The sequence below is a fragment of the Burkholderia contaminans genome, from assembly GCF_029633825.1.
In the GTDB taxonomy this organism is placed as follows: Bacteria; Pseudomonadota; Gammaproteobacteria; order Burkholderiales; family Burkholderiaceae; genus Burkholderia; species Burkholderia contaminans.
On the sequence record NZ_CP090642.1, the window covers coordinates 801,978 to 818,603 of the forward strand.

The 16,626-nt window shown below is 71.1% G+C and carries 4 protein-coding genes; 2 read left to right on the forward strand and 2 right to left on the reverse strand.

What is annotated here, in order from left to right; genetic code table 11:
* Positions 1 to 26: 26 nt before the first annotated feature.
* Both LXE91_RS35745 and LXE91_RS43825 read right to left on the reverse strand, forming a co-directional pair.
* Positions 27 to 10,427: an autotransporter-associated beta strand repeat-containing protein gene (locus tag LXE91_RS35745; protein ID WP_423191628.1), complete on the reverse strand. Its 10,401-nt coding sequence runs from the start codon at positions 10,425 to 10,427 to the stop codon at positions 27 to 29.
* Positions 10,428 to 10,591: 164 nt separating this feature from the next.
* Entirely contained in the window at positions 10,592 to 12,730 is a 2,139-nt protein-coding gene (locus LXE91_RS43825) for a beta strand repeat-containing protein (protein WP_423191629.1), read from the reverse strand.
* Between the two features lie 748 nt (positions 12,731 to 13,478).
* Between LXE91_RS43825 and LXE91_RS35750 the strand changes: the two genes are divergently transcribed.
* Complete coding sequence (locus LXE91_RS35750; RefSeq protein WP_039371974.1) at positions 13,479 to 13,937, forward strand: (2Fe-2S)-binding protein; 459 nt, start codon at positions 13,479 to 13,481, stop codon at positions 13,935 to 13,937.
* A 21-nt stretch (positions 13,938 to 13,958) separates the two neighbouring features.
* Positions 13,959 to 16,451: a xanthine dehydrogenase family protein molybdopterin-binding subunit gene (locus LXE91_RS35755; RefSeq protein ID WP_039371726.1), complete on the forward strand. Its 2,493-nt coding sequence runs from the start codon at positions 13,959 to 13,961 to the stop codon at positions 16,449 to 16,451.
* Positions 16,452 to 16,626: the final 175 nt, after the last annotated feature.

Here is a 16,626-nt window from a genome sequence, read left to right on the forward strand (position 1 = left end):
TGCGCGAGCGGTCGCCGCCCCTCCCCTTAGAATTTCCACAACAGATTGCCGTACAGCGCGTGGTCGCTGATGTGGCCGCCGAGCTGGCCGCTATACGACAGGCCGAGCGACAGGTTCTTCGTCACGGCCGCATCGACACCGACCTCGAGCACGGCCGCATCGCGCGCGATCGGCACGCCGACCACGCTGAACGGCGCGCCACCGCTCGCGAACGACAGCGCCGAAGCCGGTTGCGTGTTGCCGAACGCATGCCGCCAGCCGATCGTGCCGAAGGTCGTGACCTTGCCCTTCGTCGTGACCGCGACGTCCGTCGAAGCCCGCAGGCCGAGCGTCGAGAACCCGAGGCCCGTCGTGTCGGAATCGCCCTGCAGGGCAGCCGCACCGCCGTTCTCCTTGAAGCCGCCGGTGTGCAGGCTCGCGAACGCGAGCCCGACGAACGGCTCGAGTTGGACGTTGCGAATCGCCGTCGAGTAACCGAGCTCGGTGAACACCTGCGTCGCGTTCGCGTCGTAGCTGGCGGTGTCGTGATCGGAGAAGCCGCCGAACGACGGATTGCGCTCGCCATGCACGCGGTACCACGACTGCGCCACGCCACCGCGCACGTTCCACGCGTCGTATCGGCCGCTCGCGTACAGCGCGATCGTCTCGCCGTTGACCTTCGCCGATTCGTTCTGGTCGGTATTGAGCTGGCTGCGCGACGCACCGCCCGCGATACCGACGCGCCAGTGGCTGCTGACCTCCGCATCCGTCCCGACGATGAAGCCGTACAGGTTGCGATCGATCGAAGCGACGCCGTCGCCGTCGAACCGGCTATGCGAGCCGTACAGACGGCCCCACACCGCGGGCTTGAACGACTTGGCCGGCGTGCAGCCGTTCTCCGCGGCCATGCGCCGATCGAGCGCCGCCGCGTGATCGTCCGCCGACACCGGCGCCTCGCATCCGCACAGCGCCCCGCCAGGCTGCGAACCGAGCCGCGCGCGATCGAGCACCGCATCGCGCACGTAGCGGCTATCCGACAGCAGCACGCTTCGCGTACTCGGATACAGATCGCCGGCGAGCTGCGTGAACGCGCGGTTCGCGGTAGTCGAATCCGACGTCAGCACCGTATCGAACAGCGGGTTTCCTGCGCCGAGCGTGCCGACCGCGCCCGCCACCGCTTGCCCGTCAGGCGTCGTCGCGACCGACGAGAACGGCGTGCCGTTCGGTGTCAGCGACATCAGCACCTGCGCCGGGTTGTACGTGAGCGTCGGCGTGAGGAACGCATACGTCGAGTTCACCGCACTGAATTGCCCCTGCACGCCCGCGCCGGCATTCACGATCGTGTAGAGCTTGCCCGGCTGGTACTGCCCGGTCGCCGCGACGACCTGCACCGCCCCGCCGTTGAGCGTCGCGGAGCCGGTTACGTCGAGGCCGCCGCTCTGCTGCGGCGTGGCGCCGACCTGCAGCGTCGAGCCCGGCTGGAAGGTCGCGTTGCCCGCGACCTTCAGCGGCTGCCCGAGCTGGAGGACCGACGCGGTGCCGCCGCCCGACACGACCAGGCCGCCGATCGTGCCCGTCCCGGTGACGGTCGCGCCGCTGCCGACGGTCACCGGCGAGCTGGCCAGCGAACCGGTGACGGCGAGCGTGCCGCCGGTCACGTTCGTCGGCCCGGACAGCGTGTTCGTCCCGCTCAGCACCTGCGCGCCCGTGCCGGCCAGCGTCAGCGGGCCGGTACCCGCGAGCGTGCCCGCGAACGAGCTGGTGCCCGCGGTATTGACCGTCAGCGGCGTGCTGCCGAGATTCACGTTCGAGCCCGTCGTACCCGACAGCGTGCCGATCGACTGCGGCGCGCTCGCAGCCGCCAGGTTCAGCGTCGCACCGCTGCCCGCGAGCATCACCGGGCTCGTCGACGCGAGGCTGCCTGAGCCGGCCAGCGCGAGCGTGCTGCCGCTGCCGATCGTCGTGTTGCCGGTGTACGTGTTGGCGCCCGTCAGCGTCTGCGTGCCGCCGCCCTGCACCGCGAAGCCGCCGGTGCCCGCGATCATGCCGCCGAAGCTGCCGCCCGTCGGACCGGCCACGGTCAGCGTATTGCCGCCGAGATTCACGGTCGAACCGGCGGCGCCCGACAGCGCGCTCGCCGTCTGCGGCGTCCTGGCCGCGCTGACATCGAGCGTCGCGCCGTTGCCGGCCAGCGTCAGTGCGCTACCCGCCGACAGGCCGCCGTTGCCGCCGACCGCCAGCGTGCTGCCGTTGCCGATCGTCGTGCCGCCCGTGTACGAGCTCGCGCCGCTGAGGGTCGTCGTCGACGGGCCGCTCACCGCCAGGTTGCCGCCGCCCGAGATCGGGCCGCTCAGGCCGAGGTTGTTGGCGCCGCCCACCGTCAGCGTCGAACCCGTGCCGAGGGTCACGGCGTTGCCGAGCGTCGTGCCGGCCACGCTGGTGCCGAGCGTGCCGCCGTTGCCGCCGACACTCAGCGTGCCGCTGCCGAGTGCGGTCGGGGTGCCGGCGACCAGCGTGCCGCCGCCGGTGACGCTCGTGCCGCCGGTGTAGGTGTTGGCACCCGACAGCGTCGTCGTCGCCGGGCCGGTGACCGACAGATTGCCGTTACCGGAAATCGCGCCGGTCAGGCCGAGGCTGTTCGGGCCGCTTACCGTCAGCGTCGAACCCGTCCCGAGGTTCACCGCATTGGCGAGCGTCGTGCCCGGCGTGCCGGCTGCCAGCGTGCCGCCCGCGCCGCCGGTGTTCAGCGCGCCGGTCCCGAGCGCCGTGTTGCTGCCTGCGACCAGCGTGCCGCCACCGGTCAGGTTCGTGCCGCCCGAATACGTGTTCGAACCGGTCAGCGTCTCGGTGCCCGTGCCGCCGAGTGTCAGGCTGCCGCCCGTGCCGGCGATCGTGCCGCCGTACGTGCCGCTGCCCGCCCCGCCGAGCGTCAGGTTGTTGCCGCCGAGGTTGACCGTCGAACCGGCCACGCCCGACAACCCGGTCGTCGTTTGCGGCGTCGTCGCGCCGCTGACGTCGAAGGTTGCGCCCGCACCGGCCAGGTTCAGCGGGCTGCTGCCGGAGAGGCTGCCGCCCGCGCCGATCGCGAGCGTGCCGCTGTTGATCGTCGTCGCGCCGGTATACGTGTTGCTGCCCGTCAGCGTTTCGGTGCCGGTGCCTGACAGCGTCAACCCACCCGTGCCCGCGACGGTGCCGCCGTACGTGCCGTTACCGGAGCCACCCAGCGTCAGCGTGTTGCTGCCCAGATTCACGGTCGAACCCGACACGCCCGACACTGCGCCCGTGGTCTGTGGCGTCGTCGCGGCGCTCAGGTCCAGCGTGGCGCCCGTACCGGAAAGATCGACCGCACTGCCCGCCGACAGGCTGCCGCCCGCGCCGACCGCGAGCGTGCTGCCGTTGCCGATCGTCGTGCTGCCCGTGTACGAGCTGGCCCCCGTGAGCGTCGTCGTCGACGGACCGTTCACCGCGAGGTTGCCGCTGCCGCCGATCGCGCCGCCCAGGCCCAGATTGTTCGCACCGCCAACCGTCAGCGTCGACCCCGCGCCGAGATTGATCGCGTTGGTGAGCGTCGTGCCGGCCGCGCTGGTGCCGAGCGCGCCGCCCGCGCCGCTGGTGTTCAACGCACCGGTGCCGAGCGCCGAGCCGTTGCCGGCGAGCAGCGTGCCGCCGCCGGTGAGGTTCGTGCCGCCCGTGTACGTGTTCGTCCCGTTCAGCGTTTCGGTACCGGTGCCCGCCAGCGTCAGGCTGCCGCCCGTGCCGGCGATCGTGCCGCCGTATGTGCCGCTGCCGGAACCGCCGAGCGTCAGCGCATTGCCGCCGAGGTTCACGGTCGAGCCCGACACGCCCGACAACGCACCAGTCGACTGCGGCGTCGTGGCGGCGCTCAGATCGAGCGTCGCCCCAGCGCCGGCCAGATCGACCGCGCTGCCGCCCGACAGGCTGCCGCCCGCACCGACCGCGAGCGTGCTGCCGTTGCCGATCGTCGTGCTGCCGGTGTACGAGCTGGCACCCGTGAGCGTCGTCGTCGACGGACCGCTCACCGCCAGATTACCGCTGCCCGAGATCCCTCCACCGAGGCCCAGATTGTTCGCACCGCCAACCGTCAGCGTCGAACCCGCACCGAGATTCACCGCGTTGCCCAGCGTCGTGCCGGCCACGCTGGTGCCGAGTGTGCCGCCTGCGCCGCTGGTGTTCAACGCTCCGGAGCCGAACGCCGAGCCGTTGCCGGCGATCAGCGTGCCGCCGCCCGTCAGGCTCGTACCGCCCGTGTACGTGTTCGTCCCGTTCAGCGTTTCGGTGCCCGTGCCCGCCAGCGTCAGGCTGCCGCCCGTGCCGGCGATCGTGCCGTCGTACGTGCCGCTACCCGTGCCGCCGAGCGTCAGGTTGTTGCCGCCGAGATTCACCGTCGAACCGGCGACGCCCGACAGCGTGCCCGTCGTCTGCGGCGTGGTCGCGCCGCTCAGGTCGAAGGTTGCGCCCGCACCCGTCAGGCTCACCGGCGTCGTCCCCGACAGGCTGCCGCCCGCGCCGATCGCCAGCGTGCCGCTGTTGATCGTCGTCGCCCCCGTGTAGGAATTCGCGCCCGTCAGCGTTTCGGTGCCCGTGCCGTTCATCGTCACGCCGCCGGTGCCGGCGATGTTGCCCGCATAGGTGCCGCTGCTCGTGCCGCCGAGCGTCAGGTTGTTGTTGCCCAGGTTCACCGTCGAGCCGGCCACCCCCGAGATCGTGCCGGTCGATTGCGGCGACGACGCACCGCTCAGGTCGAGCGTCGCGCCGGACGCGGTCAGGCTGACCGGGCTGCTCGACGACAGGCTGCCGTTGCCGCTGATCGCCAGCGTGCCGCTGTTGATCGTCGTCGCGCCGGTATACGTGTTGGTGCCCGTCAGCGTTTCGGTGCCGGTGCCCGACAGCGTCAACCCGCCCGTGCCGCCGATCACGCCGCCGTACGTGCCGCTGCCTGCGCCGCCGAGCGTGAGCGTATTGCCGCCGAGGTTGACGTTCGTGCCCGCGCCGCCGGACAGCGCGCCCGTCGTCTGTGCGGAGGTGGCCCCGCTCAGGTCGAGCGTGGCGCCGGTGCCGGCGAGGTCGATCGCGCTGCCGCCCGACAGGCTGCCGCCCGCGCCGACCGCCAGCGTGCTGCCGTTGCCGATCGTCGTGCTGCCGGTGTACGAGCTGGCCCCCGTGAGCGTCGTCGTCGACGGGCCGCTCACCGCGAGGTTGCCGCCACCCGAGATCCCGCCGCCGAGGCCCAGATTGTTCGTGCCGCCCACCGTCAGCGTCGAACCCGCGCCGAGATTCACCGCGTTGCCGAGCGTCGTGCCGGGCGTGCTCGCGGCCAGCGTGCCGCCTGCGCCGCTCGTGTTCAACGTGCCGGTGCCGAGCGCCGAGCCGCTGCCCGCGATCAACGTGCCGCCGCCGCTCAGGGTCGTGCCGCCCGTGTACGTGTTGTTGCCCGTCAGCGTTTCGGTACCGGTGCCCGACAACGTGAGGCTGCCGCCCGCGCCGGCGATCGTGCCGCCGTACGTGCCGTTGCCGGTGCCGCCGAGCGTCAGGTTGTTGCCGCCGAGGTTCACCGTCGAACCGGCCACGCCCGACAGCGTGCCGGTCGTCTGTGGCGTGGTCGCGCCGCTGACGTCGAAGGTGGCGCCCGCACCGGCCAGATTCACCGGGCTGCTGGCGGACAGGCTGCCGCCTGCGCCGATCGCGAGCGTGCCGCTGTTGATCGTCGTCGCGCCGGTATACGTGTTGTTGCCCGTCAGCGTTTCGGTGCCGGTACCCGACAGCGTCAGGCCGCCCGTGCCGCCGACCGTTCCGCCGAACGTGCCGTTGCCCGACCCGCCGAGCGTCAGCGTATTGCCGCCGAGGTTCACCGCCGAGCCCGCCGCGCCCGACAGCGTGCCGGTCGACTGCGGCGACGTGGCCGCGCTGACGTCCAGCGTCGAGCCCGCGCCGGCCAGATTGATTGCGCTGCCGCCCGACAGGCTGCCGCCCGCGCCGACCGCCAGCGTGCTGCCGCCGCCGATCGTCGTGTTGCCGGTGTACGAGCTGGCACCCGTGAGCGTCGTCGTCGACGGGCCGCTCACCGCGAGGTTGCCGCTGCCGGAGATCCCGCCTCCCAGGCCCAGATTGTTCGCACCGCCAACCGTCAGCGTCGAACCCGCGCCGAGATCGATCCCGTTGGACAGCGTCGTGCCGGCCACGCTCGTGCCAAGCGAGCCGCCCGCGCCGCTGGTGTGCAGCGTGCCGGTGCCAAGCGCCGACCCGCTGCCCGCGATCAACGTGCCGCCGCCGCTCAAGGTCGTGCCGCCGGTGTACGTGTTGTTGCCCGTCAGCGTTTCGGTACCGGTGCCCGACAACGTGAGGCTGCCGCCCGCGCCGGCGATCGTGCCGCCGTATGAGCCGCTGCCCGTGCCGCCGAGCGTCAGGTTGTTGCCGCCGAGGTTCACCGTCGAACCGGCCACGCCCGACAGCGTGCCCGTCGTCTGCGGCGTGGTCGCGCCGCTGACGTCGAAGGTGGCGCCTGCGCCGGCCAGATTCACCGGGCTGCTGGCCGACAGGCTGCCGCCCGCGCCGATCGCCAGCGTGCCGCTGTTGATCGTCGTCGCGCCGGTGTACGTGTTCGCGCCGGTCAGCGTCTCCGTGCCGGTGCCTGCCATCGTCAGCCCGCCGGTACCGCCGATCGTCCCGGCATAGCTGCCGTTGCCCGTGCCGGCGAGCGTCAGCGTGTTGCCGCCGAGATTCACGTTCGTGCCCGCCACGCCGGACAGCATCCCGCTCGTCTGCGGCGTGGTCGCCGCGCTGATGTCGAGCTTTGCGCCCGTGCCGGCGAGGTCGAGCGCGCTGCCCGCCGACAGGCTGCCGCCCGCGCCAACCGCCAGCGTGCTGCCGCCGCCGATCGTCGTGTTGCCGGTATAGGTGTTCACGCCCGTGAGCGTGGTCGTCGACGGGCCGCTCACCGACAGGCCGCCGCTGCCCGAGATCCCGCCGCCCAGCCCGATATCGTTCGCCCCACCAACCGTCAGCGTCGATCCCGCACCGAGATTCACCGTATTGCCGAGCACCGTGCCGCCGACGCTCGTGCCGAGCGAGCCGCCCGCGCCCGTCACGTTCAACGCGCCCGTGCCGAGCGCCGAGCCGTTGCCGGCGATGAGGCCGCCGCCGCTCAGCGTCGTGCCGCCGGCATAGGTGTTCGTGCCGGTGAGCGTGGTGGTGCCCGCGCCGGTCTGCGCAAGCGCGCCGCTGCCGGAAATCGTGCCGGTCAGGCCGAGATCGTTCGCGCCGTTCAGCCCGAGCGTCGCGCCCGCACCGAGCGTGACCGCATTGCCGAGCGTCGTGCCGCTCACGCTCGCGTTCAACGTGCCGTTGCCGGTCACGTTCAATGCGCCGGAACCGAGCGCCGTGTTGCTGCCGACGCTCAGCCCGCCGCTGTTCAGCGTCGTCCCGCCGCTGTAGGTGTTCGTGCCGCCGAGCGTGGTCGTGCCCGTGCCGGACTGCACCACGCCGCCTGCCCCGGAAATCGTCCCGTTCAGGCCGAAGCCGAACGCGCCGCCGAGATTCAGCGCCGAGCCGGCGCCCAGATCGACGGCGTTCGCCAGCAGCAGGTTCGCCGTGCTCGCGCTGATTGCGCCACCGCTGCCGGTCACGCTGAGCGCGCCCGTGCCGAGCGCCGTGTTGTTGCCGACCGACAGGCCGCCGGCACTCAGCGTGGTGCCGCCCGTGTACGTGTTCGCGCCGGTGAGCGCGGTCGTTCCGGTGCCGGTTTGCGCGAGACTGCCGCCGCCGGCGATGATGCCGCCGAGGCCCAGGTCGTTCGTGCCGCCGAGCGTGAGTGCCGAACCGGCGCCGAGATTCACCGCGTTGTTCAGCGTCGTGCCGGCCACGCTCGCGGCCAGCGTGCCGCCCGCGCCGCCGACGTTCAACGCACCCGTGCCGAGTGCCGCGCCGTTGCCGGCGATCAGCGTGCCGCCGCCGTTGAGGTTCGTGCCGCCCGTGTATGTGTTGGCCCCGTTCAACGTTTCGGTGCCGGTGCCCGACAGCGTGAGGCTGCCGCCTGCCCCCGCGATCGTGCCGCCGAACGTGCCGTTGCCGGCTCCGCCGAGCGTCAGGCCGTTGCCGCCGAGGTTCACCGTCGAACCGGCCACGCCCGACAGCGTGCCGATCGCCTGCGGCAGCGCCGCGCCGCTCAGGTCGAACGTCGCGCCTGCCCCGCCCAGGTTGACTGCGCCGGCCGCTGCCAGGCTGCCGCCCGCGCCGATCGCCAGCGTGCCGCCGTTGATCGTCGTGCCGCCGGTGTACGTGTTCGCGCCGGTCAGCGTCTCCGTGCCGGTGCCTGCCATCGTCAGCCCGCCGGCCCCGCCGATCGTGCCGCCGAACGTGCCGTTACCCGACCCGCCGAGCGTCAGCGTATTGCCGCCGAGGTTCACCGCAGAGCCTGCCGTGCCCGACAGCGTGCCGGTCGTCTGCGGCGACGTGGCCGCGCTGACGTCCAGCGTCGAGCCCGCGCCGGCCAGGTTGATCGCGCTGCCGCCCGACAGGCTGCCGCCCGCGCCGACTGCCAGCGTGCTGCCGGTGCCGATCGTCGTGCCGCCGGTATACGAGCCGGCGCCGGTCAGCGTCGTGATCGACGGGCCGCTCACCGCGAGATTGCCGCCGCCCGAGATCGCACCGCCGAGGCCGATGTTGTTCGCACCGCCGACCGTCAGCGTCGCACCCGTGCCGAGATTCACCGCGTTGCCGAGCACCGTGCCGCCGACGCTCGTGCCGAGCGAGCCGCCCGCGCCGGTCACGTTCAACGCGCCCGTGCCGAGCGCCGAGCCATTGCCCGCGATGAGCCCGCCGCCGCTCAGCGTCGTGCCGCCGGTGAACGTGTTCGCGCCGAGCAGCGTGGTCGTGCCGGTGCCGGTTTGCGCGAGGCTGCCGCCGCCGGCGATCACGCCGCCCGAGCTCAGATCGGCCGCGCCGTTCAGGCCGAGCGTCGCGCCCGCGCCGAGGTTGACGGCGTTGCCGAGCACCGTACCGGCGACGTTCGTCGCAAGCGTGCCGCCCGTGCCGGCGACGGTCAGCGCGCCCGAGCCGAGCGCCGCGCCGTTGCCGGCGATCAGCCCGCCGCCGCTCAGCGTGGTGCCGCCCGAGAACGTGTTCGCGCCGAGCAGCGTGGTCGTGCCGGTGCCGGTTTGCGCGAGGCTGCCGTTGCCGGCGATCGTGCCGCTCAGGCCTAGATCGTTCGTACCGTTGAATCCCAGCGTGACGCCGGTACCGAGATTGACCGCGTTGCCGAGCGTCACGCCCGGCACGCTCGCGCCGAGCGAAGCCGAGCCGTTGACGTCGAGTGCGCCGAGGCCGAGCGCCGCGCCGCTGCCGACGAGCAGGCTGCCGCCCGTCAGCGCCGTGCCGCCCGCGTAGGTGTTGTTGCCGGTGAGCGCCTGCGAGCCGGTGCCGGAAAGCGTCAGCCCGCCCGCACCGCCGATGTTGCCGGCGAAGACGCCGTTGCCGCTACCGGCCAGCGTCAGGTTGTTCGCGCCGAGATCGATCGCCGAACCCGCGACACCCGACAGCGTGCCGATCGACTGCGGCGTGGTCGCGCCGGCGATGCTGAATTGCGCGCTCGCGCCCGTCAGGTTGACGGGGCTCGACGCGGCGAGGCTGCCGCCCGCACCGATCGCCAGCGTGCCGCTGCCGATCGTGGTGCCGCCGGTGAACGTCTCGGCCGCGGTGAGCGTCGTCGTGCCCGGGCCGTTCACGGAGAGGCCGCCTGCACCGGAAATGATCCCGCCCAGCCCGAGATCGTTCGTACCGCCAACCGTCAGCGCCGCGCCTGCGCCGAGCTGGATCGCGTTGCCGAGCACCGTGCCGCCGACGGTCGTGCCGAGCGAGCCGCCCGCGCCCGTCACGTTCAGCGCACCCGTGCCCAGTGCGGCGCCGTTGCCGGCGAGGATTCCGCCGCCGCTCAGCGTCGTGCCGCCCGAGAACGTGTTCGCACCGGTCAGCGTCGTGATGCCCGAGCCGATTTGCGCGAGAGCGCCGGTACCCGCGATCACGCCGTTCAGGCCGAGATCGTTCGCGCCAGTCAGCGCGAGCGTCGCGCCCGTGCCGAGGTTGACCGCGTTGCCCAACGCGGTGCCGCTCACGCTCGCGCCGAGTGCGCCGCCCGCGCCCGCGACGTTCAGCGCGCCGCTGCCCAGCGCCGTGTTGCTGCCGGCCAGCAGCGTCCCGGCGCTGAGCGTCGTGCCGCCGCCGAAGGTGTTCGCGCCGGACAGCGTCGTCGTGCCGGTGCCGCTCAGCACGAGGCCGCCGCTGCCGCCGATCGTGCCGCTCAGGCCAAGGTTGTTCGCGCCATTCAGCGTCAGCGAGGCGCCGTTCAGGTTGATGCCGTTCGCGAGGGCCGCGCCCGCGGCCAGATCCGCGCTCAGCGAACCGCCGAGGCCGCTCACGTTCAACGCGCCGCCCACGCCGAGCGCCGTGCCGCCTTCGACGATCAGGCTGCCGCCGCCCGTCAGGCTCGCGCCGCCGGTGAACGTATTCGCGCCGGACAGCGTCGTGGCGCCGGTGCCGCCGAGCGCCGAGCCGCCCGCGCCCGAGATCGTGCCGTTCAGGCCGAGATCGGCCGCGCCGTTCAGGCCGAGCGTGGCGCCCGCCCCAGGTTGACCGCGTTGCCGAGCACGGTGCCGCCGACGTTGGTCGCAAGCGTGCCCCCGATGCCGGTCACGTTCAGCGCGCCCGTGCCTAGTGCCGCGCCGTTGCCGGCGATGAGGCCGCCGCCGCTCAGCACCGTGCCGCCCGTGAACGTATTCGCACCGAGCAGCGTCGTCGTGCCGCTGCCGGTTTGCGCCAGGTGGCCGCCCCCGCCTATCACACCGCCGAGGCCCAGGTCGGCCGTGCCGTTCAGGCCGAGCGTCGCGCCTGCGCCCAGATTCACCGCATTGCCGAGCACGGTGCCGCCGACGTTCGTCGCGAGCGTGCCGCCCGTGCCGGACACGTTCAGCGCGCCCGTGCCGAGCGCCGCGCCATTGCCGGCGATCAACCCGCCGCCGCTCAGCGCCGTGCCGCCCGAGAACGTGTTCGCGCCGAGCAGCGTCGTCGTGCCCGTGCCGCTTTGCGCGAGGCCGCCGTTTCCGGCGATCGTGCCGCCGAGGCTCAGGCCGGCCGCACCGTTCAGGCCCAGCGTGGCGCCTGCATCGAGATTCACTGCATTGCCGAGCAGCGTACCGCCCACGTTCGTCGCCAGCGAGCCGCCCGCGCCGGTCACGTGCAGCGCGCCGGCGCCGAGCGCCGCGCCGTTGCCGGCGATCAGCCCGCCACCACTGAGCGCCGTCCCGCCCGTGAAGGTGTTCACGCCGAGCAGCGTCGTCGTGCCCGTGCCGGTTTGCGCGAGACCGCCGTTACCTGCGATCGTGCCGCCCAGACCGAGGTTGGCCGACCCGTTCAGGCCCAGCGTCACGCCCGCGCCGAGATTGACCGCATTGCCGAGCACCGTGCCGCCGATGCTCGTGCCGAGCGTGCCGCCCGCGCCCGTCACGTTCAGCGCGCCGCCGCCGAGCGCCCCGCTCGTGCCCACGAGCAGTCCGCCGCCGCCCGTCAGATTCGTTCCGCCCGTGAATGAATTGACGCCGTTCAGCGCCAGCGTGCCGGTGCCGCTCACGTTCAGCGCGCCACCGCCGCCGATCGCGCCCGACAGCGCGAGCCCGTTCGCGCCGTCGACCGTCAGGCCGCCGGTCAATGTCACGTTGTTGAGCAGATTGATGCCGGCCGCGCCGGCTTCCAGCGTGCCGCCGCCGCCGACGATCGTGCCGGTGCCCAGCGCACCCGCGCCGTGGACGATCGCGGTGCCGCCGGTCAGCGATGCGTTCGTCGCGGTCGATGCGCCGGTGATGTCCCACGTGCCGCCCTGCACGGCGAGGTTGTTGAAATTGCCGAACGTATCGACCGCGATGGCGCCGTTCGTCGCGCCGCCGGTGGCCGTGTTCAGTTGCAGGTTCAGCGTGTTGTTGCCGCCCAGCCCCGCATCGACGCCGAGCCCGACTGACGACCCGGTCAGCGCATTGAACGTGTTGGACGTGCCGACGGCCGCGCCCAGCGACACGTTGCCCGTGACGGCGCCGGCGTTGGTGAACGTGTTCCCGGCGCCCGGCGTCCCGCTGGGCGCGAGCGCCACCGAACCGTTGATCACGCCGCCGTTCGCGTTGGTGAAGTTGGCCTGTGCGCCACCCGACGTGGTGACGACCTGCGCGGCGGGCCCCGCGCCGAAGCCCAGCAGGCCGGTCGTGCCGATCGTGCCGGCATTGGTGATGTTCGTCGTGCCGCCGATGCCGTTGTATACGGTCAATGCCGGCCCGTTGAGCAGCGAGCTCGTCGACCCCATCATCACGCCCGAGCTGGCGTTCGTGACGTTGACGATGCTCGCCGACGCGCTATTGCCGACCACCGTGCCGTTCGACACGATGCTCAACCCGGACAACGCGGGGTCGATCCTGCCGTTGTTGATCAGCGTGACGCCACTGCCCGTCAGCGACAGCGCCGTGCCGCCGAGCAACGGCACCACGGATACGGTCGCGCCGGGCTGGACGGTCAGGTTGAGATTGTTCGTGCCGTTCGAATAGGACGTGCTGGCTCCGGTACAACTGACGGTCGTCGTTCCGGTGCAGGCAGCCAGTGCGTCGACGGGGACGATCCCGGCGCCGACCAGCGCGACCAGCATGCCGGTCGGGACGAGGAATGCCGGACGTGCTTTCGCGCGCTTTTTGTTCGAGCCCATGCGCATACGCATAATCACACCTTCCCATAAAGAGAATCGAAGCCGCCGAAACTCCCTTTCGCGCATCGGAATGCCGAAGGAAAATACCGGAATGCGTTATTCGATATTTTTTGGAAAATATCTTCCCGTCACCAAACACGAGCGGATGGCTGAATTGGCAACAAACGAGAATTAATCAACGAGAATTATTTAATTGGCATTTTTTACTTTTGAACCCCCTGCCCGGTAATTTTTCCCATTTTCATTTAGAGGCGGCTGTATCGGACGATTCGAAATTACCGTCCGGCGACCCATGCCCGCCCGTGTCTCGATGTCTCCGTCCCGAACGACCGCCCGTCCCGTTGCTCCAGACGGGACGGGGATGACCGCCCGGTAAACGAACAGGCCAATCATCCGGTCAACCCGGTGAGGTACAGATTTCCGGGATATTGAATCTTCGGTTTCTGTTATCCGATTTGCACGCCTTCCGCATTGATCGCGAGTGAAATATAGGCTCGACTGGCAAACGTTTGCCACGGGTCGGCAAAGATCTTGTCAAAACTCAACAATCTTTCAAAAAGATTCGATGATTTGTACGGAAAACGTAAATTTTATATTTTAATCTTCGGCCGAAAATCATTAAGAAAGGCAAAAAAATCGAATTTGCAGATGCTGGGTTTTTCTCGAATCTGCTTTAATTGATTCACGTCCGCCGCATTACGCTTTGGCCTCGCGAACCATGACGAGGTGTCCAATGGAGAACTTCACGATGGTGACGTTGAACATCAACAACCGGCCGGCCGAGATCGACGCCGATCCCTCGACACCGGTGCTCTGGGTGCTGCGCGACAACCTCGGGCTGACCGGCACCAAGTTCGGATGCGGCACCGGCGACTGCGGCGCCTGCACCGTTCATGTCGACGGCCGGCCGGCCCGAAGCTGCACGCTGGCGCTGTCGGCGGTGGGGAGCGCGCACATCACGACGTCCGAACATCTCGCCGACGATGCGGTCGGCAAGGCCGTCCTCGACGCCTGGATCCGGCACGACGTCGCGCAATGCGGCTACTGCCAGAGCGGCCAGATGATGAGCGCAGCCGGCCTGCTGCACGGCAACAAGGCGCCGACCGACGCCGACATCGATCGCGCGATGGCCGGCAACCTGTGCCGTTGCGCGACCTACCAGCGCATCCGCGCCGCGATTCACGATGCGGCCAGCGCGCTTGCCTGAGCCTGCCGGGAGACATTGACCATGCGTATTCGCACAGCCGGGCGCCCGGCGAGCACCGACACCCCCCACTCCGACGCCTCACCGGTCGCCGGAACAGGTTCTCCGAAGCTCGGCCGGCGTGGCTTCCTGAAGTTCACGATGGCGGCGAGCGGCTGCCTTGCGCTGGGCATCGCGCCGACCCGGGCCACGGCCGAAGCCGGCAAAGCGTTTCAGGCTTCGCCTCCGCAAGCATTCCTGATCATCGCGCCGGACAACACCGTGACCGTTGCCGTCAACCGGACGGAGTCCGGCCAGGGCGTCAGCACCGCGCTGCCGATGGCGCTGGCCGACGAACTCGATGCCGACTGGCGCAACGTGCGCACCGTGCTCGCGCCGGCCGGCGAGCCTTACAAGGATCCGGTGACGGGCATCCAGATGACGGCCGGTTCGACGTCGGTCAATCACTCGTTCGCGCAATACCGCGAACTCGGCGCATCCGCCCGCGCGATGCTCGTCGCGGCGGCCGCGCAGCGCTGGAACGTCGATCCCGCCACGTGCCGGACGGCGAACGGTGTCGTGACCTCCGGCAACTACCGCGCGACCTACGGCGAACTCGCACCGGCCGCGATGGCGATGCCGGTGCCGCAGCAGGTGTCGTTGAAGTCGCCGGACCAGTTCCGCATCATCGGCAAGCCGACGCCGCGCATCGACGCGCGCGGGATGCTCGACGGCACGCTCAAGTACGGGATGGACTGGCGTCTGCCGGACACGATGGTGGCCGTGGTCGCGCGCCCGCCGCGCTTCGGCGGCAAGGTCGCGAGCTACGACGCGGCGGCGGCCCGTGCCGTCAAGGGCGTGGTCGAGGTCGTCGAGATCCCGACCGATCGCGGCGGCACCGGCGTGGCCGTGATCGCGAACGGCTACTGGCCGGCCAAGCTCGGCCGCGACGCGCTGAAGATCACGTGGAAGGATGCCGGCTCGACCGTCACGTCATCCGAACAGATGCAGGCGTACAAGCAGCTCGCCGGCACGCCGGGGACCGTGGTGCGCACGGCCGACGCCGGCAGCGCGCCGCCGGCGGCCACGCGCATTCGGCAGGATTACGAATTTCCGTATCTCGCGCATGCGGCGATGGAGCCGCTCAGCTGCACGGTCGACGTCGGGCCGGCGAGCTGCGCGTGCGGGATCAAGATCTGGGGCGGCTCGTCGCTGCAGACGACCGACCGCGCGGCGGTCGCGAAGGCGCTCGGCGTCGCCCCGGAGAAAGTCCAGATCTTCACGCTGACCTCGGGCGGCGACTATGGCCGGCGCTCGACGCCGACGTCGGACTACGTGGTCGAAGCCGCCCACGTGTCCGCCGCGTACCTCGCGGCCGGCCATCTCGGCCCCGTCAAGACGATCTGGACGCGCGAGGACGATCTGCGCGGCGGCTATTACCGCCCGATGGTGCTGCATCGCGTCGACATCGGCGTGGACGGCAGCGGCGCCGTGCGCGACTGGCAGCACGTGGTCGTCGGCCAGTCTGTGCTGAAGGGCTCGCCGCTCGAGCGCACGACGATGCTCAAGCGCGGCACCGATCCGAGCCTGACCGAAGGCGTGACGAACAGCCCGTACGGCTTCCCGATGCAGGTATCGGTTCATCAGACCGAGGCCGACGTGCCGGTCCAGACGTGGCGCTCGGGCGGCAACTCGCATACGGCGTTCGTGATGGAAACGCTGGTCGACGAGCTCGCGCACTCGGCGCGGCAGGATCCGGTCGCCTACCGGATGACGCGGCTGGCCGGCCCCGAGCACGCCGCGCATCGGCAGGCGCTCGCGCTGGCCGTCGACAAGTCCGGCTACGGCGCGCGCACGCTGCCGGCCGGGCACGCGTGGGGCGTCGCGATGCACGAAACGGCCGGCTCGGTCGTCGCGTACGTGACGGAAGTGTCGATCGAAGCGCAACAACCGCGCGTGCATCGCGTGACGGCCGGCGTGTATGCGGGCCGCATCGTCAACCCGACCGGCGCGCAAGCGCAGATCCAGGGCGGCGCGCTGTTCGGTCTCGCGACGACGAAGCCCGGCTTCGCGATCGACGTCGACCATGGCGCGGTCCGCAACGCCGGTTTCGCCGACTATTCGCCGATACGCATGCAGGAAGCGCCGCCGGTGGATGTCTTCTTCGTGCCGTCGGACGCCCAGCCGACCGGGTTGAGCGACGCCGGCGTGCCGCCGATCGCGCCGGCGGTGGCCAACGGTGCGTTCGTGCTGACCGGCGAGCGGGTGCATGCGTTGCCGTTCCCCCCGATGCTGGTCGCGTCGACCGCCCCCGTGATGCCGGCGGCCCCCGCGACGGCGGCCGACGAGGATCCGTACGGCAACCTGCCGGCCGGCGGCTGCCGGCTGCCGCACAAGGTCAAGCCTGCCGCGTTGAAGCCGAGGGTCGATCAAAGCCAGGCGGGCGTCGGCCAGGCGCCCGCGGTACCGAAATTCCTGCGGCCAAAGCGGCGCGCCGGGATTCCGTGTATCGAGGATCTGAAGAAAGGCACGGTGTGACGTAGAGGATCCGGCAAGCGTCCGCGCCTGGCCCGCTCCACCGGGCCGGGCCGGCGGCCGCATGACCCTCGACACATCGCCGGCGAGCGTGCAGCTCGAGATATGCGTTGATCAGCGAATCGCGCACTCAACGTGCAAGGCGAACCTTGCTCCGCTTGTGGCTACCGGCGCGCAG